The sequence below is a fragment of the Alphaproteobacteria bacterium US3C007 genome (genome assembly GCA_034423775.1).
In the GTDB taxonomy this organism is placed as follows: domain Bacteria; phylum Pseudomonadota; class Alphaproteobacteria; order Rhodobacterales; family Rhodobacteraceae; genus Thalassovivens; species Thalassovivens spotae.
Window position 1 is genome coordinate 1,959,341 of record CP139918.1, and the last position, 24,168, is coordinate 1,983,508.

Here is a 24,168-nt window from a genome sequence, read left to right on the forward strand (position 1 = left end):
GTATGGGACTGACGAGAAGAAATATGATGCTGGCAGGAACCTCTGCGTTCGCTGTGGCCACATTTTGCGGAATACCCGTTTTGGCCTCGGCTGTTGATGAGCATATTGCGGATTTCACTGGTGGTGCTGATGCGGTTGCCGGTGCGATCGAATTGGATGCACCTGAAATTGCAGAGAATGGAAATACGGTTCCGATCACGGTCTCAGCGCCTGGCGCCAGCAGCATCATGATTCTAGCCGCTGGAAATCCAGTGCCGGCCGTCGCGACGTTTAATTTTGGGCCGATGAGCGCAGCGCGCAGCGGCTCAACACGTATTCGCCTTGCCAAAACCCAGGATGTGATTGCGGTCGCAAAAATGGAAGATGGTTCATTTCAAACTACGCAAGCCACGGTCAAAGTGACCATTGGCGGTTGCGGCGGCTAAAGAGGAGAATAACAATGGCAAAAGGTGTAAAACCCCGCGTTAAAGTGCCCAAAACGGCCGCTGCAGGGGATATGATCACAATCAAAACTTTGATCAGCCATAAAATGGAATCTGGTCAGCGTAAAGATAAAGATGGCAATAAAATTCCTCGCTCGATCATCAATAGGTTTACCTGTGAGTTTAATGGTCAAAGCGTCATTGACGTTATAATTGAACCAGCAATTTCAACAAATCCTTACTTTAAATTTGATGCAGTCGTTCCTGAAACGGGTGAATTTAAATTCACTTGGTACGATGATGACGGCTCAGTTTATGAAACGGCAAAAAATATAGCGGTTGGGTAAGCGTCGCAGATAATAAAGGGAGGATAAAAATGACAGTGACAAAGCTTATAAGCGCGTCAGCTCTGGTCTTGATCGGGGGTCTTGCGCAAGCGGGTGAATCAGACACTCTCTCCGTTGAGGGACAAGCCATGACAACGCGCGTGGCCGCGCAAGCGCATACGCCAAATTTGGATGAAGTGTTCTCTGGCTGGGTGTTTCGAACAGACGAAACGCAAGCCCTGCAGATGGATGATTTCGAAAATCCAGGGTTCGTTTTTGTAGATAAAGGCATCGACCTTTACGCAAAAGTAGATGGCTCTGAAGGTAAATCCTGCGCGAGCTGCCATGAAAATGTGGAAGACTTTGCAGGGCTGCGTGCCTCAATGCCGCGGGTTGTGGATGGCGATGTTGTCTCGATGGAGAATATGGTCAATGATTGCCGGACTGAGCGTATGGGGGCAGATGCCTGGAAATGGTCATCCGCCGACATGACAGCGATTACGGCTCTGATTGGCCTGCAATCGCGCGGTATGCCCGTTAATGTTAAGTTTGATGGGGATGCTGCGGCGCAGTGGCAAAAAGGCAAAGAGCTTTACTACACGCGCGTTGGGCAATTGGATATGTCCTGCTCAAATTGTCATGAAGACAATTATGGCAATATGATCCGCGCCGATCATCTGTCGCAAGGGCAGACGAATGGTTTTCCCACCTATCGTTTGAAAAATGCAAAGCTTAATTCTATTCATGGCCGCTTCAAAGGTTGCATGAAAAATATTCGCGCAACGCCCTATAAAGAAGGCGGCGAAGAGTTCCAAGCGTTGGAATTGTATCTCGCGTCGCGCGGGAACGGGTTAACTGTCGAAACACCATCAGTACGTAACTGATCCAAAGGCCCCGGGCGCTCAAACGCTCGGGGTTTTCTTCATCTAAATATATTCAATAAAATGCATGTGATAGGGGTTTATAATGATAGCAAGGCGAGATTTTCTGCAAATGGCTATGGCCACAACTGCGGTTTATGGGGCGTCTTCTTTTGGAGCATGGAGCCGTCTGTCCGCGCAGCAACAAATGACTCAAGATAAGCTATTGGAGTTTGATAGCTTTGGGAACGTCTCCCTTATCCATATCACGGATATTCATGCGCAATTAAAACCCATATATTTCAGAGAGCCGGATACCAATATTGGCGTCGGGTCGAATAAAGGGCGGGTTCCCCATATTACGGGCAGCGATTTTCGTAAATTATACGGTATCAAGGATGGCAGCGCCTCTGCCTATGCGCTTAGCTCGTCTGATTTTTCGGCGCTCGCGCAAACCTATGGTCGCGTGGGCGGGCTGGATCGGGTTGCCACAGTGATCAATGCAATCCGCAGCGAACGCCCGGAGGCGTTGTTGCTGGATGGCGGGGATACATGGCATGGCAGCTATTCCTGCTATCACACGCAAGGCCAAGATATGGTGAATGTGATGAATGCGCTCAAGCCGGATGCGATGACCTTTCATTGGGAATTTACGCTTGGCTCTGAGCGGGTAAATGAAATCGTTGAAAACCTCCCCTTTGCTGCTTTGGGGCAAAACATCTTCGATTCTGAATGGGATGAGCCCACGGATCTTTTTCCACCCTATAAATTCTTTGAGCGGGGCGGGGTAAAAATCGCGGTGATCGGGCAAGCGTTTCCCTATATGCCGATTGCCAATCCTGGCTGGATGTTCCCCGAATACTCATTCGGAATTCGCGATGAGCGGATGCAGGAGATGGTGGATGAGGTGCGCGCAAAAGGGGCCGAGCTGGTTGTCTGCCTCAGCCATAACGGTTTTGATGTTGATAAGAAAATGGCTGGCAAAGTGAAAGGGCTCGATGTGGTTTTATCTGGCCACACGCATGATGCTTTGCCGGAACCGGTTTTGGTGGGGGATACGATCATCGTGGCCTCTGGCTCAAACGGCAAATTTGTTTCGCGCGTGGATCTTGATATTCGCCAAGGGCGAATGATGGGCTTTCGCCATAAGCTGATCCCTATTTTTGCCGATGTGATTGCGCCCGACCCACAAATGACAAAACTGATTGACGCGCAGCGCGCTCCGTTTATCGATCAATTGTCAGAAGTGATTGGGAAAACGGGCGAGGATCAAGTGCTGTATCGGCGCGGCAATTTTAACGGGACTTGGGATGATCTTATTTGCGATGCCCTGATTTCTGAGCGCGATGCCGATATTGCCTTATCACCGGGTGTACGTTGGGGGCCGTCGATCTTGCCGGATCAAGAGATCACCCGTGATGATTTATGGAACGTTACGTCAATGAGTTATCCCAATGCCTATCGCACCGAAATGAGCGGTGAGTTTTTGCATATCATTTTAGAAGATGTTGCGGATAACCTGTTCAACCCTGACCCTTATTACCAGCAGGGGGGGGATATGGTGCGCGTGGGCGGGCTTGGTTACAGAATTGATATTTCTAAGCCCCAGGGCAGCCGGATAACCGAAATGACCTTGTTGAAAACGGGTGAGCCGATTGACCCTACGCGGAACTATCAAGTGGCAGGCTGGGCAAGCGTGAATGAAGGCACTGAAGGCCCGATGATTTGGGATGTGGTTGAGGCTCATATTCGAAAAATGGGGGTTGTCTCTGTGGCGCCCAACACAAGCGTCGACATTATTGGCCGGTAAAGAAAGGGCTGTGGCTACACGATGATAGACTATCAGGCTTATTTCCAATCCGAGTTGGGGCAGTTGCGCCAAGAGGGGAATTACAGGGTTTTCGTGGATTTAAAGCGCCAAAAAGGTGCTTTCCCAAAAGCCGATTGGCGCGATAAAGGCCAGGAAAAACCCGTTACCATCTGGTGTTCGAATGATTATTTGGGCATGGGCCAACATCCTGATGTTATCGCAGCGATGCATGCGGCATTAGAGGAAAGTGGCGCTGGCGCGGGCGGTACGCGCAATATATCTGGCTCTAGCCATGCGCATGTTGATCTCGAGCAAGAGCTTGCAGCGCTGCATGGGAAAGAGGCGGCCTTGCTCTTTAACAGTGGCTATATGTCAAATTGGGCGAGCCTGAGTACTTTGGCCAGCCGGTTGCCGGGCTGCGTGGTTTTGTCAGATGCGGCCAATCATGCCTCTATGATCGAAGGCATTCGCCATAGCCGGGCGGAAAAGCGCATTTGGAAGCATAATGATCTTGCCGATCTGGAAGCCCATCTTTGCGCATTGCCGCGTGAGCAACCCAAAATTATCGCATTTGAAAGCGTTTACTCGATGGATGGCGATATAGCCCCGATCAAGGAAATTTGTGATTTGGCAGATCATTATGGCGCGATGACGTATTTAGATGAGGTGCATGCGGTGGGGCTTTATGGGGCGCATGGGGCGGGGATCGCAGAACGCGACGGCGTGATGGATAGGATCACTTTGATTGAAGGCACGTTGGCAAAAGCTTTCGGTGTGGTGGGTGGCTATATCACGGGCTCGCGTGCGCTTTGCGATTTCATTCGTTCATTCGCAAGCGGATATATATTTACCACGGCGCTGCCGCCCGCGATTGCTGCCGGCGCTTTGGCGTCGGTGCGGCATTTGAAGCACAGCATCCAAGAGCGCGCCGAGCAGAAACGAAAAGTGAAAGAAATACGCGGCCGTCTTGATCAACTTGCGATTCCGCATTTGGCCAATGACAGCCATATTATTCCGGTGATGGTTGGGGATCCCATCAAATGTAAGTTCATTTCAGATTTGCTGCTAAATGAATATGGAATTTATATTCAACCGATCAATTACCCAACCGTGCCCAAGGGTGGTGAGCGCTTGCGGATTACGCCCTCACCTGTGCATAGCGACCAAGACCTTGAGCATCTTATTTCTGCGCTCAGCGCCTTGTGGTCGCAATGCCAATTGGCCCGCTGCCCAAAAGCTGCTGAATAGGGTTTGGCGCTGTTTGACCCGATAGGTTAGGCTGTTATCTTAAGCGATAGCGGGCAGCCCCGGTGTTCTTTCCAACAACTTTGCAGTTACGCGCGCACCAAAGATCATTGCTGCAAGCGCAAGCAAGGCTGCAATGGATAAGTTAGAAGCCCCCGACAAGCCAGCTCCGACGCTGCACCCGCCGGCAAGCACGCCACCAAACCCCATCAAAACCGACCCTAAAAGATACCGAGGCATGTCGCTTGTTTTGTCAAACCCGCGTAATTTAATTTGCCCCGTCACCCCTGCTGCAAAGAAGCTACCCAATAAAACCCCCGCGACCATGCCCGGTCCGAACCCTGCTGTGATTGCGCTGGATGCAATCGTCCAAAAAAGCAGCTCTGACCATGGTAACGTAAAAGCAAAAGATTGCGCCGGAAGCGGATCAAATGGATCATTCAAAAGCACCGAAGTGCCCGCCCACCCGATCGGCACCAACAGCCCTAATCCAATCGCGGCAACGAAGACAGATTTGGATGGAAAATTTAAGATCAGCCAGAACGTAGCCGCGCCACACAGCATTAAAGCCCAGAAAATTGGCCCGCCGGGTAGATCCCCCAGCGAGGTGACCGATAGATCAATCTGTATTGCGCCAATCAATACCCGCAGTGGGGCAAGAACACCCTTCAATGTAGCATGCGCCGTAATAGCAAAAATAAGGAGAACGAAGAGGCTGCGTAAATTGCCGGTGCCCAGCAGGATGGTCGCACGCGACACGCATCCGCGGGTCAAAACCATACCGATCCCAAACAGTCCCCCGCCCAGGAAGAGCGCTAAAATAGGCAGGTTAGGGGCAAATAAACGATGCTCTGACAGCTCAATAAACCCGGCATATTCCAAGGCTAAATTGCCCAAAACCGCGGCTATAAACGCGGTTGCCCAAACTGACTTAGCAGCCATGCCCTGCGCGCTCTCCCCCGTCACCGCCTGACGTAAGCAAAACCGAGTTAACAATGCCAAAGCACCAAATAAAACGCCCAATACACCTCCAAATAGCAGGTATACGGCCTGAGCTTCAAACGGAATATCGTACAGGTCAAATAACATAATCGATCTCAAAAATAGCGTTAGCCCTGCTATAAAGTTCTTTTAAATAGAAAATCAAACGAGCTTTTTGAAAAAATATTTTAAAAAATTAATATATTTCAAAATTATATTCTGAAATATAAAAATCATTTTGGATTTTTCCAGCCTCTAAGCGAAATGCTGGATTATACGTCTTTTATTCAAATTCCATTTGCTCATACACAAATCCGGCGTTGCGCCGGGCCAGTTCTTCGAATGTATCAAGATGCGCATAGGGGCTTTGGTCAATATAATACGCTTGCTCTAACTCGCCGCCCTCCTCGATCAGATCACCGATTTTACGGCGTAAAAATGCCAGATAATCACGCGTGTATCGCCGGACTTGGGGCATCACGGTTGGGTGCCCATGGCCGGGAATGATATGCGTTGCGCCCAAAGGTTCAAATGCGGTATCCCAAGTTTCGATCCAATCGGCCGCGTTTGTATGGGGAAAAATCGGCAACATGCGTTCGTGAAAGGCCATATCGCCTGCAATCACCAGATTTTGCTTGGGTAACCATACTACGATATCCCCCGGACTATGCGCCGGGCCCAAATATAAGACTTCAATCTCAAACGCACCCAGCGTGAGCGTGTAGGTATCGCTAAAGGTTTGAGTGGGCCTTTGCAGCCGCGTGCCTTCGGCGTTTTCGCGATTATATCCGCGCATGGTTTCCAAAATTGAAAAGCCAAGATCGGCAAATTCGGCATCTGCATCCTCATGCGCCAAAACCTTAATACCTTGATCGACCCAATAGGAATTCCCCAACATCGCATGGCCTTGGCCGTTTTCATTTATAACCAAAATCACCGGTTGGCGGGTGCGCTGTTTGATTTCCTCATGCAGCGCCTGCGCCAAAAGATAAGAGGCTCCGGCATTGATGACCACCACGCCGTCGCCCGTAATGATAAAAGACAGGTTATTGTTATGGCCGGAATTTTCATATGTGGGCGGGGCGGTTGCCCCGATGGCAGAAAACACCTGTGGAAAAAACTCAATTGGTTTTTGGTATAAAGGCGATTGCGGATATTGATCTGCAATATCTTCACTGGCTGTTCCAAGCGTGGCGCTGAGACAGCTTATAAAAATCCCCAATGCATAGATGGGTAACTTTAAATACTGAGCGTTTCTGAGCATTCTGTTTTCTTTTCGGTGTTCCGTTCAGCCGGTATTTTTTGACCGGTATGGGGTGACTCAATTTGATGGCGTCAAACGGTTTTAACGTTTGTCTGGTTTTGGGCGGTGGTCGGTACTGACCCTATAATTCCATCTTGTTTTTATAGCATGACAACTGGCAAGCAACAATAAATTCAAACATTTGAATTTATTGTTGCGTTTTGAACAAGCTTCCGTCAATATCTGAGGAAATTGGTTCAAAATACAAGCGTTCGGCGCCGAATCGCGTGTATATTTGACAGGTTAAGATGATGTGGAGGTGCCTATTTTGAAGTTTACACCCAATCCCCAATCCCGGCGGGCATTTTTGCGTGGAAGCGCCGCAACAATGGCCGGCATCGTAACGGCCCAAGCGGCCAGCGGAACCCAGGCTGATCCTCTTATCACCGAGGTTCAAGACTGGGCATCAGTCACCGGTGATGGGGTGGATGCCACGCCCTATGGGCTGCCGATTAAATTTGAAAGCGATGTGGTGCGGCGCAGCGTGCCTTGGCTGACCGCAAGTCCGATTTCTTCGATAAATTTCACGCCGATTCATGCCCTTGATGGCACGATTACGCCCCAGGGCTGCGCTTTTGAGCGCCATCATTCCGGCGCCATAGAGCTTAGCAAAAGTGATTACCGTTTGATGGTAAACGGCTTGGTCGATCAGCCTTTGGTGTTTTCTTATGCCGATCTGGAACGCTTGCCGCGCGAAAACCATGTGTATTTTTGCGAATGTGCGGCCAATACTGGAATGGAATGGGCGGGCGCGCAATTAAACGGTGTTCAGTTCACTCACGGTATGATCCATAATATGGAATATACCGGCGTGTCTTTGCGCAGCGTGTTACAAGAAGCCGGATTAGCCGCGGCGGGCGATCTGCAAGACAAATGGGTGTATGTTGAAGGCGCTGATGCCTCTTCCAACGGCCGCTCGATTCCTATGGAAAAAGCGCTTGATGATGTGCTGGTGGCGTTTAAGGCCAATGGTGAAGCTCTGCGCAAAGAGCATGGCTATCCTATACGCTTGGTGGTTCCCGGATGGGAAGGCAATATGTGGGTGAAATGGTTGCGCCGCATCGAGGTGATGGATGGGCCCGTGGAAAGCCGTGAAGAAACTTCGAAATATACCGATGTTTTAGAAGATGGCACGGCGCGAAAATGGACCTGGGTTATGGATGCAAAATCGGTGATTACTTCCCCCAGCCCGCAAGCGCCAATACAGCATGGTCCAGGAGCTTTGGTGATCACAGGTTTGGCCTGGTCAGGTCACGGGTCCATCAAAAGAGTTGATATTTCTAAAGATGGCGGGCGCAACTGGGAAACAGCGCGACTGTCCAATCACGAAAGCAACAAAGCGTTAGCGCGGTTTTACCTTGAGATGGATTGGCAAGGTGAAGAAATGTTGCTGCAGGCCCGCGCATTGGATGAAACGGGCTATGTGCAACCCAGCAAACAACAGTTGCGCGAATTGCGCGGTGAAAATTCCGTGTACCATAATAATTGCATTCAAACCTGGCATGTCAAACCAACCGGAGAGGTCGAAAATGTTGAAGTGTCTTAAACTTTTTTGGGCCGCAGCTGTTCTTGTTCTTCCCGTAACTGTTTTTGCTGGCGACAAGCTGGGCTTGGGGCGCGCAGCGCTGCCAGAAGAGATCGCGGCTTGGGATGTTGATATTCGCCCCAATGGCACGGGGCTTCCCGCCGGCAGCGGGGATGCGCTTTATGGCGAGGAGGTATTTGCCGATAAATGCGCTTCGTGTCATGGCGATTTTGCGGAGGGCGTGGATAATTGGCCGGTTTTGGCAGGTGGATTTGGAACGCTTGGCGATAAAGATCCGGTGAAAACGGTTGGATCTTATTGGCCTTATCTGTCAACCGTTTGGGATTATGTAAACCGTTCAATGCCGTTTGGCGAAGCGCAAAGCCTGTCAGCAGATGAGGTTTATGCGATTGTTGCCTATATGCTTTACTCCAATGATTTGGTGGATGAAGATTTTGTATTGAGCGATACTAATTTTGCCGAGTTTGAAATGCATAATGCGCGTGGATTTGTGGTTGATGATCGCCCTGAAACGGAATACGCGCTGTGGCGCTCCGAGCCCTGTATGCAAGATTGTAAAGACAGGGTTGAGATTACGATGCGGGCATCGATCCTTGATGTAACGCCGGATGAAACCGCAGCAGAAAGCACTGAAAAGTCCGAGGCCGCTGAAGTAGCAGCTGCCGCACCAGCAGCAGAAAAGGAAGCCGTTGTTTCGCCGGCTGTGGTGGATGAAGCCGCCGCTTCGCCAGAGCTGGTTGCCGCGGGTAAGAAAGTCTTTCGTAAATGCAAAGCCTGCCATCAAGTTGGACCCAAAGCAAAAAGCCGCTCAGGCCCGCATTTGAATAATATTCTGGGCCGCGGAATTGGTACAATTGACGGGTTTCGATATTCCAAGGCATTTAAAAAAGCCGCAGAAGCCGGTCAGGTTTGGGACATGGCGCAATTGGTAAGCTTTTTGGCCAACCCGAAAAAATCAATAAAGGGCACTAAAATGTCATTTTCTGGCCTTAAAAAGGAAAAGGATATTGATGCGATCATTGCCTATTTGAACGCCGAGGGAGCATAGCTGTGCAGCAAATTTTGGGGGTGGTTTTTAGCATTTCTCTAAGCATCTTTGGCACGTCCCTAGCTTTTGCCAACGGCGATCTTGCGCAAGGCGCTGCGCTGTTTAAAAAGAAATGCGCCTCCTGTCATGCATTATCAGAGGAGGCACGCGCGCTTTCTGGCCCGCATTTGGCTGCAATTGTGGATGCAAGGGCGGGGCAGGTAGAGGGGTTTAAATATTCAAAAGCTCTGCAACAGGCGGCAACGGCCGGTTTAATCTGGTCGCCGGCGCAGCTGGATCAGTTTCTGACGCATCCAAAAGCCTTTTTGAAACACACAAAGATGAATTTCATTGGCTTGAAAGTTGCCGCCGATCGCCAGAATTTGATCGCCTTCCTTGCGCAAACAGATAAGGCCGGGACCAACGGATTGGCAAAAGCGAGTTTTGATGTTCCTGAAGAATTATTAGCGCTTGAGGGCGATTTGGAGTATGGTGAATATCTTTCTAGCGAATGCATGACCTGCCACCAAAGGTCAGGGCAGGACATGACCATTCCAACCATAATGAACAAGCCCGCTCATGAGCTTGTGACGGCCCTTTTTGCGTATCGCGAAGGGTATCGTGAGAACCAGGCCATGCAATTGATCGCAAAACGGCTCACAGATGAAGAGATCGCGGCATTGGCGCATTACTTCGAGACTTTAAAAAACTGAAAACTATAAACCAAAGGGAGAATAAAATGTCATTAACCAGAAGAGGTTTTATTGGTAATTCAGCGGCGGCAGCTGCCCTTCTTTCTGCACCCAGTTTGCACGCGGGCAGCCATGCAAAGCCACGTGTGGTCGTGGTGGGCGGCGGAGCTGGGGGAGCCACCGCAGCGCGTTATATTGCAAAAGATAGCAAAGGTGCAGTTGATGTGACCTTGGTTGAGCCAACTCGCACCTATTACACCTGCTTTTTCTCGAACCTTTATTTAGGCGGGGTAAAGGAGTTTGACGATATCGGCCACACATATGGTAAGCTTGCTGCCAGTGGCATCAACGTCGTGCATGATTGGGCCATTGGCGTTGATCGTGATAAAAAAATGGTAAGCTTGGCGGGGGGATCCGCGCTGCCCTATGACAAACTTATCTTGTCGCCGGGAATCGATTTTGTAGAGGGCGCGGTTGAGGGCTGGGATCTATCTTCGCAGAACGCGATGCCGCATGCATATAAGGCCGGATCCCAAAGCGAGCTTCTAAAGGCGCAAATTATGGCGATGCCGCAGGGCGGCACCTATGCGATGGTGGCCCCTCCCAACCCCTATAGATGCCCCCCTGGACCCTATGAGCGGGTCTCTATGGTGGCACATTATCTTTCACAGCATAACCCCACAGCAAAGATTATCGTTGCAGATCCAAAGCCGAAATTTTCAAAAATGGCGTTATTTCAAGAAGGTTGGAATGCGCATTATGCCGGAATGATTGATTGGATCGGATCTGAATTTGGGGGCGAAAATGTTGCGGTGGATCCAAGTGCCATGACGATATCGATTGATGGTGAAAGCATCAATGTGGATGCCTGCAATGTTATTCCAGCGATGAAAGCTGGCCGGATTGCTGCCTTGGCCGGCGTTACGGATGGCAATTGGGCGCCGGTAAACGCAGCTGATATGTCAACCAAAGCTGATGCGGATGTGTATGTTTTGGGGGATGCATCCCAACAAGGAGATATGCCCAAATCCGGTTTCTCGGCCAATAGCCAAGCGAAAGTCTGCGCCAATGCGGTGCGCGGCGCGTTGACCGGCTCAAAAATATTCCCGGCGAAATTTGCCAATACCTGCTGGTCTTTGATCAATGCAGATGATGGGGTGAAGGTGGGAGCGACCTATAAGGCGACGGATGAAAAAATCGCAAAAGTGGATGGCTTTATCTCAAAAACGGGTGAAACGGCGGACATTCGCAAGCAAACCTATCTGGAATCCGAAGATTGGTATACGGGGATCACATCCGATATGTTTGGCTGAACCTCCCAGCATCAAAAACCACTTTTTTGATGTTTACAGCCGTGTTTTGCGCAGGAGTTTCCTGCGCAAAACAGATGTTTTCCTAAGCACTTATCTGTTTTCACAGCCCCTACAGGATCCGTTTAGGCCTTGATAAACCAAAAGGCGCCCCAACCTGTGTTCTGTAAAAATATACGTGCGTGATATCCGCTTAGACCGGACGCGACGATTGAATCCGCGTGCTAATTGGCACAGAGCTTTGCTTAGAAAAGTTTTCGTATCGCCGCGTTTTATCGTTATTGCAGAGTGGTGCGAGGTTTACGATTGCTGATTTTATCTTGCTTATAAGCTTTTCTAATCATCAAAAAACGTTGAAACCAGTCAAAGCCCTAATGGGAATATGGGTTGCATAAAGGCGTGCTGATGTCTGTTTCGTTACTGGCTGGTTGGCGTTTCTGCCTCGCGCAACAGCCAAGCAAAAAACATCGTCGCCAATACGGCTGCGATCAGTTGGGCTGCAATGAAAGCTGGTATGTCAGAGGGTGTAATTCCGGCAAAACTATCCGAAAATCCTCTTGCTATGGTCACCGCAGGGTTTGCAAAGGATGTCGAGGAGGTAAACCAATAGGCTGCGGTGATATAAAGCCCGACCGACATGGCAAGTGCAGCGGGGCGGAGCGTTACGCAAATGAGGATTGTGCCAATCAAGCCGAAGGTGGCAATGAATTCACCGATCCATTGGCCAAGCCCGCTGCGCATGGTTGTAGAGGGGTCAATCAAGGGATGATCAAACATCATATGCGCGGCAAAAACACCCAAAATTCCGCCAAAGATCTGGGCGCATATGTAAAACAATGCCTCTTGCCTGTTCATCTCACCGCGCAACCAAAAGCAAAGCGTAACCGCAGGGTTGAATTGGGCCCCTGAAATAGGCCCAAAAACAGTGATCAAAACCACGAGGATCGCCCCTGTGGGAATGGTGTTTCCCAGTAAGGCCAGCGCTAAGTTTCCATCTGCCAGACGCTCTGCCATAATGCCCGAGCCGATGACAGTTGCCAGAAGTGAAAATGTGCCCAACGCCTCTGCCGCAAGCCGTCTTGATGGTGTCATCATTATCTCCTGTTAACGTTGGGGCTCTGCTGGGCAGATAAAGAGTGTTTGAAATTACTTTTCTGAGTAGGCTTAGGTTTGGCCCGCCATTTTAGAATGTAATGAAATAAACCATTAAGAAAAAGCTAGATTTTGATTTTATTATTCTTAGGGCCGGATCTGTAGGCTGCGTTCTTGCCAATGAATTGAGCGCTGATTCCACCTGTCTGGTTTTGTTGTTTGAGGCCGGCCCGCTTGATAAGAAACTTTTCATTCATATGCCCGCAGGCGTTTATCGCGTGTTGCGAGAGCGCTGGCTGAATTGGAATTGACTTAGCGCAAATAAAATACCCTTGCATGAGCGCTCTATATACACGCCGCGTGGGCGCGTTGTCGGCGGTTCGTCTTCTATAAATTCGGTGGGCAATATGCGGGGGTATCGTTTTGACTATGATGGATGGGCGAAAGATTTTGACCTTCCTGAGCGGCGGTTCGATAAATGTTTGTCTTATTTTATTCAGGGAGAAAATTATAAATCAGCGCGCAATCCATGGCGTCGCAATGCAGGTAGGCTTACTTTAAAACACGCCTGTTCTTCTGCTCCTTTGTTTGATGTATTTTTAGAGGCCGGAAGGCAATCAGGGCAGTAACGCGCTGGGTTTTAAACGGCTTAATGCATCCGCTTTGGCGCGACCATATTACGCCCATGTAGCGGCCAAAACCTCTGGGTTTAAGGGCGGCTCACCCTCGGGTAAAGAACGGCAATTCTTAGGCATAGGCGTCTAGGCTAGATTTGGATTTTTCTAAGGCTGGTTGCTGCGCTGTCGTATTTTTGGAACCAGACCGCGCGGCTTTAAGGCGCGTTTTGTTTGATTTTTTATATAGGGTTTTGTCATTTGCTTCCTTTATCATGCGCGACGCAGAGCGTGGATAGGCGATGTAAAGGCTTACCAATGTAGAATGAACTTGCTCTAGGGTTTAGCATTGATTTTAACAAAGGGTTTTATCTGGATGCCCGAACGGTTTTTGCAAGCTGTAAAATCTAACAGATCAAGTTAAAGCGGTGTCTCTGGAGGGCAGAGCGTTTCCAAACATCGGCGAAATTCAGGATCAAGAGGCAGGGGAGCGCCGCTTTCAGACTCAACTTGTACCTGCGCAAAAAAACCTTCTGCAAAGGCGGTTTGCCGCTGATTCCGAAACAAACCAACCTCATAACGCCACGAAGAGGTGCCGATATGACCCACACGAATGCCCGCATGGATAAGATCGGGAAATCCAGCCTCATCGTGATAGATGCACCCGCTTTCCACGACCAAGAAGCGCGTTTTTGTCCCTGACATATCAAACACCGCTTGCTCAAGTTGCCAATGTGTTACGGCCGTGTCGATTAAGGAATAATGGATCACATTATTCATATGGCCATATTGATCATTATCCATCCAGCGCGTGGGAAGTTGGTAAAAAGCTAGATAGGCGCTTCGAGCTGCAGGGGGTGTACGCGGCATTTTTATCTCGTCGGTTGTGCTGACTAAGGCGCAGTCTGGCGCAGATTGAGCCAGAAGAAAAGGGCAGCAAACGCGGCGTTAACTTTGCAATATTGACCTTATCGCGCGAAGCGCATTACTCTGCTTGAGTCAAAAAGCTTGAAGAGATTTCTATGCAGATAAACAACAAGACAATCGCTGTGGTGACAGGGGGCGCGTCTGGCCTGGGCGCGGCGTCGGCGCGGGCTATGGCGAAGGCCGGTGCGCAGGTTACAATTTTTGACATGGATGCGGCGCAGGGCGAGGCCGCCGCCGCAGAGGTTTCTGGCCAGTTCCAGCGGGTGGATGTATCCGATGCAGCGCAGGTGGCAGGGGCTATGACCGCGCTGGAGGCGCGCGCGGGCGGCTTGCATATTTTGGTAAATTGCGCTGGAATTGGCCCCGCGGCGAAAACTGTTTCGCGCGGCGTGGCGCATGATCCAGCGCTGTTTGCAAAGGTGATTGGGGTAAATTTGACCGGCTCGTTCAATTGCGCATCGCAGGCCGCTGCTCTGATGGCAAAAACGGCGCCTGTCACTGCTGATGGAGGTCGCGGCGTTATCATCAACACCGCTTCGGTGGCCGCGTATGACGGACAAATCGGGCAAGTTGCCTATGCGGCGTCTAAAGGCGGTATTGTGGGGATGACCTTGCCCATGGCCCGTGACCTTGCGGCCAGCGGAATCCGCGTTTGCACCATTGCGCCAGGCCTCTTTCTGACCCCTTTGTTACAGGGCTTACCAGAAGAGGTTCAACAGTCTTTAGGTCAACAAGTGCCGTTTCCCTCGCGTTTGGGCGCACCGGAAGAATATGCCAGCCTTGTCGGCCACATTGTTGAGAATGACATGTTGAATGGTGAGGTGATCCGCCTTGATGGCGCAATCAGAATGGCGCCTCGCTAAACCGTCTAGCGGTTTCTAATCACTTGAAACACCGCCGAGGCCGCCCATCCTGCGAAAATTGCAATCGCCAAGGACATCAGCCCGTATAGCAGGGGTTGCTCGCGCGACAGCGAGAATAAAAACCGTTCTAAACCTACTTTGCGCACGTCAATCGTGGTGGATAATTGATCGACAACAGCGCCATCGCGCGTGATAAAAATGCGCGTGCTATAATCGCCCTCGGTGAGGTTGGCGGGCATATTGATTGAGGTCCGAAACAAGGTTTGTTGATCTATTGACACAGAGCCTTCCTGCAATGTGTACAGGCCGTTGGCCTCTCGAATACGGATCACGGCATCTGTAAAGCTTTGTGCATCCAGAATATTCATTGGTGCGCCTACGGAGCGGATGGCGCGGTTGATGGACACTTTATGCCGCAGGTCCTCTGTCTCGGTTAAAATATCGCCCAAAGGAGCGCTTGTCGCGATTGCATAAAAGCTGGGCGCCGCATCCACTTGCACTGTATCGGTATTGACCCAAATCCCAAAACGCTTGGCTTTGCGCCGCACATCCAAAGGTTCGCTGGGTCCCGAGACGGTCACGATCACGTCAATGGGGGTTTCAGGGATTGGCGCATCGCGCTGAATTGCGCCAAAAACCAAAATATTTGAGCCATCGAACGTGGCCGTGATGGCCACCTCATCTTGGCTCATACCCAAAACAACCTTCTCTGCAAGAACAAAGGGGCTGGTTAGAAGCATGATCAGGGCGGAACAAACGAACAGGCGCATCAGTGACCCCCTGCCGATCCAATGGAATATAGCTCGCTGGGCTGAATCAGCAGATCTAAGGCCAGCTTGCCGCAGACCATGAGCACCATAATGGCCAATAAAATGCGCAACTGCTCGGCTTTCAAGCGGGTACCGATTTGCGTGCCAATCTGAGCGCCAATCACGCCGCCAACCAAAAGCAAAACGGCCAGTGCGACATCGACGGTATAGTTTGTGGTTGCGTGTAACAAGGTGGTGAAAGCGGTGACAAAAATGATTTGATAGAGCGAGGTCCCGACCACCACTTTTGTGGGCATTCCCAAAATGTAAATCATCGCAGGCACCATGATAAACCCACCGCCAACGCCCATTATTGCGGCCAGTATGCCGACAAACACACCCACGATCAGGGGTGGGATAATCGAAATATAAAGGCCAGATGTGCGAAAACGCATCTTGAGTGGCAGTTTTTGTACCCAGCCGCGCTGGCGTGATTTTTTAGGGGGTGCCGCATTGCGCGAAGTTCTGCGGATTGCGCGCAGACTTTCGAAAAACATCAGCCCGCCAATAATGCCAAGAAACACGACGTAGCAAAGCTTTACCAATAAATCCACTTGGCCAAGGCTTTTCAAATGGTTAAACAACACAACCCCGATTGCGGCTCCTAAAAGCCCACCCAGCATCAAGACCGTACCCATTTTAAAATCGACAGTTTTACGCCTTAAATGCGCCAAAACACCAGAAAATGATGACGCCACAATTTGGTTGGCTTCCGTCGCCACGGCAACCGCCGGCGGGATACCAATAAAAAACAGCAGAGGCGTCATCAAAAAGCCCCCCCCGACGCCAAACATGCCAGACAGCACGCCCACCAGCCCCCCGAGCCCGAGCAGCAAAAAGGCGTTTACAGAAACTTCAGCGATAGGAAGGTAAATCAACATGTGCCCTCCTAAACCACTCTCTGCTGCAATTGCAACATTCGTTGCGACTTTAGCAGCCTAGGCCTTAAGAAAAGCTCAAAACTGGATCTATCTTTCCTTTACATAAGGCTCGCCGCCTGCGCGCGGTGGAATTGCTTTGCCAACAAACCCGGCCAGAATGATCACTGTAAGAATATAGGGAAGCGCATCGAGCAACTGAATTTGCACCTTGAAGAACAGATATTTCTCGATCAGGTCGGGACGTAAGGCGAGGGCCTGTAAAAACCCGAAGAGCAGGCAAGATATAAGCGCATACCATGGCCGCCATTTGGCAAAAATCAATGCGGCCAAAGCAATATAGCCGCGCCCTGCGGTCATATCTTTTACGAAACCCGCTTGCAGTCCGGTGGACAGATACGCCCCCGCAATGCCGCATAGAACACCGCAAATTGCAACCGCCGTAAAGCGCAGGCGAATGACCGAAACGCCCGCCGTGTCAACGGCTTCGGGCGCCTCTCCAACGGCGCGCAAGCGCAACCCAAATCGGGTGCGGTATAAAAGCCACCAGGTCAGGGGCACCATGGCCAAAGCTGCATAGACCAAAATTGTGTGGCCAGAAAAAAGCTCGGCATAGATAGGTCCGAGCAACGGCACCGTTTCTATTTGCTCGGCAAAGGGCAGATCCACCGGGTTAAACCGCGCCTGACCAGAAAGCGAAGGTGTCCGCCCGCCTTGCTGAAACAGGCTTTGCGCGATCAGCACGGTCATCCCAGCGGCGAGAAAATTAATCGCCACCCCCGAGATGAGCTGATTGCCCCGAAACGTAATCGAGGCTAGACCATGAACTGCGGATAACGCTAATGAGGCCGCAATGCCGCTGGCCAAGCCGATCCAAACCGAGCCGGTTAAAGCCGCAGCCGCGGCCGAGAAAAACGCAGCTGCGAGCATTTTACCTTCTAATCCGATGTCAAAAATGCCGGCGCGCTCTGAAAATAACCCCGCCAAACAGGCCAAAAGCAATGGGGTTGCTAGCCGCAAGGTGGAGTCCAGCACCGTTAATAGATCATTTAAGACATCAACCATCCCGGTCTCCTGACCCGCGCAAGGCGATAAACAGCCGTTCAATCGGCATCCGTACCATGTTATCCAGCGCGCCAGTGAATAAGATAACCAAGGCTTGGATCACCACGATTAACTCGCGTGGGATCGATGTCCAAAGCGCCAATTCGGCGCCGCCTTGATATAAGAATCCAAATAAGATTGAGGCGAGCACCACGCCAAAAGGATGGCTGCGCCCCATCAAAGCGACGGCGATGCCGATAAAGCCCGCGCCCTCGGTGGCGTTTAAAATCAAACGCTCTGCTTCTCCTAAAGTTGTATTCACAGCCATCAAACCGGCCAGCCCACCAGAAATAAGCATTGTTAAAACAGTAATTTTAACTGGATTAATTCCTGCATATTGCGCGGCCGTATCCGAATGGCCAAACGCTCTGAGCGCGTAGCCCAACCGAGTGCGCCAAATTAAAACCCAAACAAAAACTGCCGCGGCAAGAGCCAGCAGCAAGCTGATATTGGCTGGCGCTGATTTTGAAAATTGTATGCCCAGCGGCATCAGTAGATCATGCAAGGTTGGCAAATGCGTAGGTTCTGGAAACGAGGCTGTTGCCGGATCCATTGCGCCGACAGGACGCAAAATGCTGACCAGAAGATAGTTGAGTAGAGCCGCGGCCATGAAATTAAACATAATCGTCGTAATTACGATATGGCTGCCGCGTTTGGCTTGTAAAATTGCCGGTATCAAGGCCCATAATGCGCCAAACACAGCCCCGCCTATGCTGCAGAATATCAGCGCCAATGACCAATGTGGCCAGGGAATAAATAAGGCCATCAACGCCACGCCTAAGCCGCCGATCATGGCTTGGCCTTCGCCGCCAATATTAAACATTTTGGCGTGAAACGCCACGGAGACCGCCAGGCCGGTAAACATGAAATTTGTGGCGTAATATAACGTGTAGCCCCAGCCATAGGTGGAGCCAAGCGCGCCCGACACCATCATTTTCACGGCGGCCACCGGGTCTTCTCCGATCGCCATGATCACCAAGGCAGAAATCGCCGCTGCCAACAGCAACGAAATCAACGGCACCAACACTACATCGGCCCAAGCTGGCATTTTTTCCATCATGCCACCTCTTCGGTAATGCCGGCCATCAAAAGCCCCAATTCTTTTTCATTGGTCTCGTTTGGAAGGCGCTCGCCCATAATCTGCCCATCAAACATCACCGCAATCCGATCTGACAATGACATGATCTCTTCTAGCTCGACAGAAACCAGTAAAATCGCTTTGCCTCGCTCGCGCAGCGTCATGATTTGTTGGTGAATGAACTCGATGGCGCCGATATCCACACCCCGTGTGGGCTGACCAACCAATAAAATATCTGGGTCCCGCTCAATTTCGCGCGCCAAAACCAATTTTTGCTGATTGCCGCCGCTGAAACTTTTTGCCGTTAAATTGTGATTTGGTGGCCGTACGTCAAAGCGCTGCATCTTTTCGCTGGCATCTTGTTTGATCGCCGCATTGTTCATAAAAATACCGGATTGGTATTTTTCATCGGTATGATAGCCGAAGGCAATATTTTCCCAAGCGGCGAAATCCATAATCAGCCCTTCGCGCTGCCGATCTTCTGGCACATGGGCAATGCCATGTTTGCGACGGCTTTGCCCATCGGCATTCTGCCCAGTGATATCAATGGGCGCACCATTGACTAATATCTGCCCCTGCGCTGTGCGATAGCCGCCCAAAACCTCTAAAAGCTCTGATTGGCCGTTGCCCGCCACCCCGGCAATGCCAAGAATTTCTCCGGCTCTGATATTAAAGCTGACGCCTTTCAGGCGCAGCACACCGGCCTCGTCTGTGACCTGCAGGTTTTTCACATGCAACAGCTCTTTGCCGGGCTGCGCTGCGGATTTATCAATACGAAGCAAAACCTTGCGCCCGACCATTAGCTCGGCCAGTTGCTCGGGATTGGTATCGGCTGTTTTAACCGTTGCGGTCATTTCGCCGCGGCGCATTACCGAAACCGTATCTGTGATGTCCATAATCTCGCGCAATTTATGGGTGATCAGGATGATCGTTTTGCCTTCGTCGCGCAGGCGTTTTAAAATGCGGAAGAGCTGATCGGCTTCCGACGGGGTTAACACGCCGGTCGGCTCGTCCAAGATCAAAATATTGGCCTGACGGTATAAGGCTTTCAGGATTTCAACGCGCTGTTGATGGCCCACCGAAAGCTCTTCAACGATGGCATCCGGATCAACGTTCATCTCGTAATCGCGCGCCAAAGAGAGCAGGCTTTCGCGGGCTTTGGCCAGCGACGGGCGCAACATCGCGCCGTCTTCCGCACCAAGGATAATGTTTTCCAAAACCGAAAAATTTGGCACCAGTTTGAAATGTTGAAACACCATCCCGATACCCGCGGCTATTGCCGCTTGGCTGTCTGGGATTTGGGTCTGGTGTCCAGCGATGAACACCTCGCCTTTATCCGCCTTATAAAATCCATAAAGAATTGACATAAGCGTGGATTTTCCCGCGCCATTTTCGCCAATAATCCCATGTATTGTTCCGGGCATTACCCGAACTGAGATATCTTTATTAGCTTGGATATTGCCAAACGACTTTGAGACCGCCACAAGTTCTATGGCTGGTATATCATTTTTTATATTCATAAAATTAGGTACCGTGCAGATTTATCTGCACGGCTTTCTTAAGACAACTTACATACCTGGGCATGTATTGTCTGAGCTGAAAAGATGTACGGTAGTTGATCCTGATATGATGGCGTCAGACGCTGCTTCTGCTGCCGCTTTCATTTCTGCTGAGATCAAGCTTTCATTATGCTCATCCATCGCATAGCCAACGCCACCATCAGCCAAGGCCATCACGTTGAAGCCAGTCGTCAGATCGTTTCCAGCTTTGAAAGCGTCGTAAACACCGTTATCAACCCGTTTGAGCATAGATGTCAAAACGGATCCAGGATGAAGATGATTTTGATTTTTATCAACACCAATTCCTAAAATTCCTAAATCGGCGGCTGTTTGAAGAACGCCAACGCCTGTGCCGCCCGCGGCATGATAGATCACATCGGCACCCTGGCTGGCTTGAGCACGGGTTAATTCAGATCCCTTCACGGGGTCATTCCAAGCCGTTGGTGTGGTTCCGGTCATATTCCAAAGGATTTTTAGGTCTGGATTGACTGATTTAGCACCTTGAACAAATCCGCAGCCAAAATCAGATATGAATGGAAGATCCATTCCGCCAATGAAACCCAGAGTGTTCGTTTTTGTTGCATAAGCAGCTAAAACACCCACAATATACGAACCTTGCTCGGCGGCGAATAGCATGCTTTGTACATTGGGCGCATCAACTACGCCATCAGTAATAGCGAACTTTGTGTCTGGATAATCTTTAGCGACTTCACTCAGAACGGTTGCAAACGCAAACCCATTGGCAACGATCGGGTTGTATCCCGCTTCGGCAAATCGTCTAAGTGCCTGTTCGCGCTGTGCTTCTGATTGCAGTTCAATTTCAGCAAATGACCCGCCGGTTTCTTCTGCCCAGCGTTCTGCGCCAGAGAAAGCGGCTTCATTGAAGGAAGCGTCAAATTTCCCGCCCAAGTCAAAAATCAGCGCAGGATCCGCCAGTGCTGCGCCAGCTGTTAATGCAAGCGCCGCGGTCGCGCCTAAAAATCTTTGTATAATCGTCATGGATGTCTCCCCATCTTGTGTTTGTGTCCAAAGGAAAAGCAGAACGCGTTGCCTTACTCTAAGATCATCCATCATTAAGGACGAAACTCTTTGCTAGGGTCAACCGATTTTTCTGCAAACCAATATAAAACCAATGATAAAATGCGCTAAGCCAAAGTTTTCGCCAGAACCAAAGCATCTTCGCGGGTGCCATTCATTTTGCGGTAATAGGCTTTGCGCAAGCCTTGCTCTGCGTAACCGCATTGTTGATATAGTGCGCGCGCGGCGGTATTTTCGGCGCCAACTTCCAAAAAACAGTTTTTGGCACCGCGCTGGCGTGCAGCTTCTTCAAAAAGCTGCAAATAGGTTTTCCCCAATCCTTGCTTTCGCTGCGCCTGTGATACGATGAGCAGCAGCAATTCGGCCTCGGTATGTATGACCCTTCCCAGCGCGAAGCCATAGTCTTGCTTGATCAGCAGAGAATTTTCTGCGGCGCAAAGCTGGGCGAATTCCTGCGCTGTCCAAGGGCGTTGTTCAAGCCCTGATTGCGCGTGAAGTTTGGCCATATCTGACGGCTGCAAGATGGTATTCTGTTGCATTTAGCCCGTCAAACTCAGGACGCGTTCGGCTGCAGGATCTTCGGTCCGGGATTGCGGCTTGGCGCGGCATCTGCAGGTTGTACGTATAAAGGGGCAGGGGGCGTTACGGTTTTCACATCCCTTTGGGCGGCAATGCGCGCTATGTTTGCGACCAGTAGATCTGGCTTTGGCCGATAGAGCACTGGGATCGGGCTAGTGGCCAGGGTCGGCGCATCACTCATTTGAGGGGCAGCCTGCAAATTTGCGCTGCTGAGCGTGTAAAACTGGTCTCGGATGGCTTGTATTGCGATTAGGGTTTCTTTGGCTTTATCCTCTATGCTGGCCTCAAAGCTGTTGACGCCGATCACAGGGCAACCCAAAGACACGCCCAGCCCTCGGGCCAAGCTGATGGAAATACGGATGCCGGTAAAGTTACCAGGCCCAAGGCCGACGCCAATGCGGCCAATTTTGTATAAGCTAGTTTGCGTTTCGGCCAATAGGGTTTGTATAAGTGGAACTAAGGCTTCGGCTTGACCTTTTTGCATTGCTTCAAATCTGGTGCCGAGGATCACGCCATTGCAAAGCAAAGCGGCCGCGCAATGCGCGGCCGATGTATCAAAAGCGAGAACCGTTTGATCAACCACCGACAGGGCGCACTTCAGTGACCTCGGGAATATAATGGCGGAGCAGATTTTCGATTCCCATTTTCAACGTCATGGTTGACGATGGGCAGCCCGCGCAAGCACCTTGCATTTGCAAATACACAATCCCACGTTCAAATCCGTAAAATGTGATGTCACCGCCATCTTGCGCCACAGCAGGGCGAACGCGACTGTCCAGCAGTTCTTTGATCTGCCCCACAATAACTTCATCTTCTCCGCTATGTTCAGCATGGCCCGAGCCTAGCCCCTCATCCGTCATCACAGCATCACCCGACTGAAAATGCTCCATGATTGCGCCCAGCAAAGCCGGCTTTACGTGGTCCCAATTGACCGCATCCTCTTTGGTGATGGTGATGAAATCGCGCCCCAGAAAAACGCCTGTTACGCCGTCAACCGCAAAAATACGTAGCACTAAAGGCGATTTTTCGGCGCCCTCATTGCTGGGAAAATCAGCCGTCCCCGCTTCTAAGACGGTTTGCCCGGGCAAGAATTTTAATGTTGCGGGATTGGGGGTGGATTCGGTTTGGATAAACATTTTGAGCGCCTCTCTTCTGGCTCTTTATATGGAGAGCCGCGGCGTTTTGTCAATGTTTAGAATCGTTCTAATTTAATTCCATACCGGCTCTATAAATTTCCAAAGAATGCCAAATATTTTTAAACTTCACAACTTTTTCGTAAGCGTTGGAGCTAAGCCGTTTTTATAAATCAACCGTGTCGTTGCGCATGAGGGACTAAGGCCGTGCAAAATTATTTGCTTGTACGACAAACATCACGCGCTTGCCGCCTCGCCGGCCGATTTGTTCTTTTTGCTGCGGGAAGAGGCTGCCGCAAACAGCAGATTGCAACCACAAGCGCGGGGCGGCTTAAGCAACGTGCACTCCTTAGAGGGGCTACACGCACGTCTTGCATCAGCTTAAATAGCAGGTTTTTTGCAAAATAAACGATGTCTGAATGACAACCAGGACTCAATATTCCAATGAGCGCGATGGTGAGGCGCGTTCTGGCTTTAGGTAATTGCTTCGAGTCGCTCTTTGGATAAATCCCCCGGAACAATGGTCATTGGGATGGGCAAAGAGCCTGCGTTTTTGGTCAGCTGCGTCACAAGCGGGCCGGGGCCTTTTTTATCCGTGCCTGCGCCCAGAACCAACACGCCGATTTCAGGATCATCCTTAACTTGCGCCAAAATCTCTTGAATCGGTTCACCTTCACGGATCACCAATTCAGGATCTATGCCCTGCCGATCGCGCATCCATTTGGCGAAGACTTCAAAATGCACTTCAATGCGTTCACGCGCTTCGCTGCGCATGATATCGCTGACGCCGATCCAATGGTTGAATTCTTCAGGTGGGATCACGGCCAGCACTTCAACGCCGCCACCGGTTCGCGCAGCGCGCATGGCCGCGAAGCGCATTGCGTTCAGACATTCTTGACTGTCGTCGAGTATTAGCAAAAACTTACGCATCTATGTGATCTCCTCAGCTGCATATGATGCGCGAAGGCGCCA

The 24,168-nt window shown here is 50.7% G+C and carries 24 protein-coding genes; 10 read left to right on the forward strand and 14 right to left on the reverse strand.

Annotation, left to right across the window (positions count from 1 at the left end; translation table 11 throughout):
- Window positions 1-2: 2 nt before the first annotated feature.
- From soxY to hemA, 5 genes are all read left to right on the forward strand, one after another.
- Entirely contained in the window at window positions 3-425 is a 423-nt protein-coding gene (gene soxY / locus UM181_09455; GenBank protein ID WQC61564.1) for a thiosulfate oxidation carrier protein SoxY, read from the forward strand.
- Window positions 426-439: 14 nt separating this feature from the next.
- Window positions 440-769 (forward strand): thiosulfate oxidation carrier complex protein SoxZ, encoded by a 330-nt coding sequence (gene soxZ / locus UM181_09460; protein WQC61565.1) that lies wholly within the window; start codon window positions 440-442, stop codon window positions 767-769.
- Window positions 770-798: 29 nt separating this feature from the next.
- Window positions 799-1,632 carry a sulfur oxidation c-type cytochrome SoxA gene (gene soxA / locus UM181_09465; GenBank protein ID WQC61566.1) on the forward strand — a complete coding sequence of 278 codons (834 nt, stop codon included), beginning with the start codon at window positions 799-801 and terminating at the stop codon, window positions 1,630-1,632.
- Between the two features lie 82 nt (window positions 1,633-1,714).
- Entirely contained in the window at window positions 1,715-3,418 is a 1,704-nt protein-coding gene (soxB, locus tag UM181_09470; GenBank protein ID WQC61567.1) for a thiosulfohydrolase SoxB, read from the forward strand.
- A 24-nt stretch (window positions 3,419-3,442) separates the two neighbouring features.
- Complete coding sequence (gene hemA, locus UM181_09475; protein ID WQC64727.1) at window positions 3,443-4,666, forward strand: 5-aminolevulinate synthase; 1,224 nt, start codon at window positions 3,443-3,445, stop codon at window positions 4,664-4,666.
- 39 nt (window positions 4,667-4,705) lie between these two features.
- Here the strand turns inward: hemA and UM181_09480 are convergent, their stop codons facing one another.
- Together UM181_09480 and UM181_09485 are read right to left on the reverse strand one after the other, a co-directional pair.
- Window positions 4,706-5,752, reverse strand: a complete 1,047-nt coding sequence (locus tag UM181_09480; GenBank protein WQC61568.1) for a YeeE/YedE family protein — start codon at window positions 5,750-5,752, stop codon at window positions 4,706-4,708.
- 175 nt (window positions 5,753-5,927) lie between these two features.
- Entirely contained in the window at window positions 5,928-6,908 is a 981-nt protein-coding gene (locus UM181_09485; GenBank protein ID WQC61569.1) for an MBL fold metallo-hydrolase, read from the reverse strand.
- 367 nt (window positions 6,909-7,275) lie between these two features.
- Here UM181_09485 and soxC point away from each other — a divergent pair, with 367 nt between their 5' ends.
- From soxC to UM181_09505, 4 genes are read left to right on the forward strand one after another with little or no spacing between them, the layout of a single operon-like run.
- Window positions 7,276-8,493 (forward strand): sulfite dehydrogenase, encoded by a 1,218-nt coding sequence (gene soxC, locus UM181_09490; GenBank protein WQC64728.1) that lies wholly within the window; start codon window positions 7,276-7,278, stop codon window positions 8,491-8,493.
- Window positions 8,477-9,541, forward strand: a complete 1,065-nt coding sequence (locus UM181_09495; GenBank protein WQC61570.1) for a c-type cytochrome — start codon at window positions 8,477-8,479, stop codon at window positions 9,539-9,541. Before soxC ends, UM181_09495 begins: the two co-directional genes overlap by 17 nt.
- Before the next feature lie 2 nt (window positions 9,542-9,543).
- Window positions 9,544-10,233, forward strand: a complete 690-nt coding sequence (locus UM181_09500; GenBank protein WQC61571.1) for a c-type cytochrome — start codon at window positions 9,544-9,546, stop codon at window positions 10,231-10,233.
- 26 nt (window positions 10,234-10,259) lie between these two features.
- On the forward strand, window positions 10,260-11,525 hold the full coding sequence (locus UM181_09505) for an NAD(P)/FAD-dependent oxidoreductase (protein ID WQC61572.1): 1,266 nt from the start codon (window positions 10,260-10,262) through the stop codon (window positions 11,523-11,525).
- A 414-nt stretch (window positions 11,526-11,939) separates the two neighbouring features.
- Here the strand turns inward: UM181_09505 and UM181_09510 are convergent, their stop codons facing one another.
- Together UM181_09510 and UM181_09515 are read right to left on the reverse strand one after the other, a co-directional pair.
- A complete protein-coding gene (locus UM181_09510) occupies window positions 11,940-12,614 on the reverse strand; it encodes an MIP/aquaporin family protein (protein WQC61573.1) in 675 nt (224 codons plus the stop codon).
- A gap of 1,034 nt (window positions 12,615-13,648) precedes the next feature.
- Window positions 13,649-14,098, reverse strand: coding sequence for an acyl-CoA thioesterase (locus UM181_09515; GenBank protein WQC61574.1), 450 nt, complete (start codon window positions 14,096-14,098; stop codon window positions 13,649-13,651).
- Window positions 14,099-14,250: 152 nt separating this feature from the next.
- On the opposite strand from UM181_09515, the gene UM181_09520 reads away from it, so the two are divergent.
- Window positions 14,251-15,018: an SDR family NAD(P)-dependent oxidoreductase gene (locus tag UM181_09520; GenBank protein ID WQC61575.1), complete on the forward strand. Its 768-nt coding sequence runs from the start codon at window positions 14,251-14,253 to the stop codon at window positions 15,016-15,018.
- Between the two features lie 5 nt (window positions 15,019-15,023).
- Here the strand turns inward: UM181_09520 and UM181_09525 are convergent, their stop codons facing one another.
- The 10 genes from UM181_09525 to UM181_09570 all read right to left on the reverse strand — a co-directional run bounded on the left by UM181_09525 (window position 15,024) and on the right by UM181_09570 (window position 24,126).
- On the reverse strand, window positions 15,024-15,788 hold the full coding sequence (locus tag UM181_09525; protein ID WQC61576.1) for a TIGR02186 family protein: 765 nt from the start codon (window positions 15,786-15,788) through the stop codon (window positions 15,024-15,026).
- The gene (locus UM181_09530; protein WQC61577.1) at window positions 15,788-16,708 is read right to left on the reverse strand and encodes a sulfite exporter TauE/SafE family protein; all 921 of its coding nucleotides are present in this window, start codon (window positions 16,706-16,708) and stop codon (window positions 15,788-15,790) included. The genes UM181_09525 and UM181_09530 overlap by 1 nt, the downstream gene beginning before the upstream one ends.
- Before the next feature lie 87 nt (window positions 16,709-16,795).
- Window positions 16,796-17,770, reverse strand: a complete 975-nt coding sequence (locus UM181_09535; GenBank protein WQC61578.1) for an ABC transporter permease — start codon at window positions 17,768-17,770, stop codon at window positions 16,796-16,798.
- Window positions 17,763-18,866: an ABC transporter permease gene (locus UM181_09540; GenBank protein WQC64729.1), complete on the reverse strand. Its 1,104-nt coding sequence runs from the start codon at window positions 18,864-18,866 to the stop codon at window positions 17,763-17,765. The genes UM181_09535 and UM181_09540 overlap by 8 nt, the downstream gene beginning before the upstream one ends.
- On the reverse strand, window positions 18,866-20,407 hold the full coding sequence (locus UM181_09545; protein WQC61579.1) for an ABC transporter ATP-binding protein: 1,542 nt from the start codon (window positions 20,405-20,407) through the stop codon (window positions 18,866-18,868). Before UM181_09545 ends, UM181_09540 begins: the two co-directional genes overlap by 1 nt.
- A 48-nt stretch (window positions 20,408-20,455) precedes the next feature.
- Window positions 20,456-21,445: a BMP family ABC transporter substrate-binding protein gene (locus UM181_09550; GenBank protein WQC61580.1), complete on the reverse strand. Its 990-nt coding sequence runs from the start codon at window positions 21,443-21,445 to the stop codon at window positions 20,456-20,458.
- A gap of 146 nt (window positions 21,446-21,591) precedes the next feature.
- Window positions 21,592-22,023: a GNAT family N-acetyltransferase gene (locus UM181_09555; protein WQC61581.1), complete on the reverse strand. Its 432-nt coding sequence runs from the start codon at window positions 22,021-22,023 to the stop codon at window positions 21,592-21,594.
- Between the two features lie 14 nt (window positions 22,024-22,037).
- Entirely contained in the window at window positions 22,038-22,646 is a 609-nt protein-coding gene (gene tsaB, locus UM181_09560; GenBank protein WQC61582.1) for a tRNA (adenosine(37)-N6)-threonylcarbamoyltransferase complex dimerization subunit type 1 TsaB, read from the reverse strand.
- A complete protein-coding gene (locus tag UM181_09565; GenBank protein WQC61583.1) occupies window positions 22,639-23,199 on the reverse strand; it encodes a NifU family protein in 561 nt (186 codons plus the stop codon). The genes tsaB and UM181_09565 overlap by 8 nt, the downstream gene beginning before the upstream one ends.
- 471 nt (window positions 23,200-23,670) lie before the next feature.
- Window positions 23,671-24,126: a universal stress protein gene (locus UM181_09570; GenBank protein WQC61584.1), complete on the reverse strand. Its 456-nt coding sequence runs from the start codon at window positions 24,124-24,126 to the stop codon at window positions 23,671-23,673.
- Between the last annotated feature and the right edge of the window lie 42 nt (window positions 24,127-24,168).

Excerpts from the sequence above, each read along its gene's own strand:
- UM181_09505 (WQC61572.1), top strand. The coding sequence starts at position 10,260 with ATGTCATTAACCAGAAGAGGTTTTATTGGTAATTCAGCGGCGGCAGCT.
- UM181_09530 (WQC61577.1), bottom strand. The coding sequence starts at position 16,708 with ATGTTGATTTACCTTCCTATCGCTGAAGTTTCTGTAAACGCCTTTTTG.
- soxZ (WQC61565.1), top strand. The coding sequence starts at position 440 with ATGGCAAAAGGTGTAAAACCCCGCGTTAAAGTGCCCAAAACGGCCGCT.
- UM181_09510 (WQC61573.1), bottom strand. The coding sequence starts at position 12,614 with ATGACACCATCAAGACGGCTTGCGGCAGAGGCGTTGGGCACATTTTCA.
- UM181_09535 (WQC61578.1), bottom strand. The coding sequence starts at position 17,770 with ATGGTTGATGTCTTAAATGATCTATTAACGGTGCTGGACTCCACCTTG.
- soxA (WQC61566.1), top strand. The coding sequence starts at position 799 with ATGACAGTGACAAAGCTTATAAGCGCGTCAGCTCTGGTCTTGATCGGG.
- UM181_09565 (WQC61583.1), bottom strand. The coding sequence starts at position 23,199 with ATGTTTATCCAAACCGAATCCACCCCCAATCCCGCAACATTAAAATTC.
- UM181_09555 (WQC61581.1), bottom strand. The coding sequence starts at position 22,023 with ATGCAACAGAATACCATCTTGCAGCCGTCAGATATGGCCAAACTTCAC.
- soxY (WQC61564.1), top strand. The coding sequence starts at position 3 with ATGGGACTGACGAGAAGAAATATGATGCTGGCAGGAACCTCTGCGTTC.
- UM181_09550 (WQC61580.1), bottom strand. The coding sequence starts at position 21,445 with ATGACGATTATACAAAGATTTTTAGGCGCGACCGCGGCGCTTGCATTA.
- UM181_09515 (WQC61574.1), bottom strand. The coding sequence starts at position 14,098 with ATGCCGCGTACACCCCCTGCAGCTCGAAGCGCCTATCTAGCTTTTTAC.
- UM181_09480 (WQC61568.1), bottom strand. The coding sequence starts at position 5,752 with ATGTTATTTGACCTGTACGATATTCCGTTTGAAGCTCAGGCCGTATAC.
- soxC (WQC64728.1), top strand. The coding sequence starts at position 7,276 with ATGGCCGGCATCGTAACGGCCCAAGCGGCCAGCGGAACCCAGGCTGAT.
- UM181_09520 (WQC61575.1), top strand. The coding sequence starts at position 14,251 with ATGCAGATAAACAACAAGACAATCGCTGTGGTGACAGGGGGCGCGTCT.
- soxB (WQC61567.1), top strand. The coding sequence starts at position 1,715 with ATGATAGCAAGGCGAGATTTTCTGCAAATGGCTATGGCCACAACTGCG.
- UM181_09495 (WQC61570.1), top strand. The coding sequence starts at position 8,477 with ATGTTGAAGTGTCTTAAACTTTTTTGGGCCGCAGCTGTTCTTGTTCTT.
- UM181_09485 (WQC61569.1), bottom strand. The coding sequence starts at position 6,908 with ATGCTCAGAAACGCTCAGTATTTAAAGTTACCCATCTATGCATTGGGG.
- UM181_09570 (WQC61584.1), bottom strand. The coding sequence starts at position 24,126 with ATGCGTAAGTTTTTGCTAATACTCGACGACAGTCAAGAATGTCTGAAC.
- UM181_09540 (WQC64729.1), bottom strand. The coding sequence starts at position 18,866 with ATGGAAAAAATGCCAGCTTGGGCCGATGTAGTGTTGGTGCCGTTGATT.
- UM181_09525 (WQC61576.1), bottom strand. The coding sequence starts at position 15,788 with ATGCGCCTGTTCGTTTGTTCCGCCCTGATCATGCTTCTAACCAGCCCC.
- UM181_09545 (WQC61579.1), bottom strand. The coding sequence starts at position 20,407 with ATGAATATAAAAAATGATATACCAGCCATAGAACTTGTGGCGGTCTCA.